This window comes from Saccharothrix sp. ST-888, from assembly GCF_000955975.1.
Taxonomy (GTDB): Bacteria; Actinomycetota; Actinomycetes; order Streptomycetales; family Streptomycetaceae; genus Kitasatospora.
In genome coordinates this window covers 1-366 of record NZ_JYJF01000529.1, presented here as the reverse complement: position 1 = coordinate 366, position 366 = coordinate 1, and the positions used below count along the sequence as shown (strand labels likewise).

The following is a 366-nucleotide window of genomic DNA, read 5'->3' as shown; positions in this document are numbered from 1 at the left end:
GCACGAAGCAGCTCGCGGAAGATGCGAGCAGCCGGGATCCGGCGGTGGGGTTGCGGGCGGTCCGGGCGATGCGGGACCTGGCCGATCGGCTGGAGGATCTACAAGTAGGGAAGGCGCGTGGGTTGGGGTGGTCCTGGCAGTAGATGGAGGGCGGCATCGGGGTCAGCGGGGGTGCGGCGTCGCACTCGACGGCCGCTAAGGTCGCCTCCACGGCCTCCCTGCTCGCGTCCAGGTCGACCCCGATCGAGGCCAGCGCCGCGCTGTCGGCGTCCGGGTGCGGTGCGCCCAGCAGTCGCGCCACCGCTCCCCGTGCGGTCACCAGGTCGAATCCGGCTGCGGTCAGCACAGCCGCCGCCCGGTCCTGCG

1 protein-coding gene is annotated in these 366 nt (G+C 73.2%); it reads right to left on the bottom strand.

Features of this window, described 5'->3' with window-relative positions:
* The coding region (locus UK12_RS45330; protein WP_442973921.1) for a hypothetical protein at positions 1 to 346 on the bottom strand (346 nt) is incomplete at its 3' end.
* Positions 347 to 366: the final 20 nt, after the last annotated feature.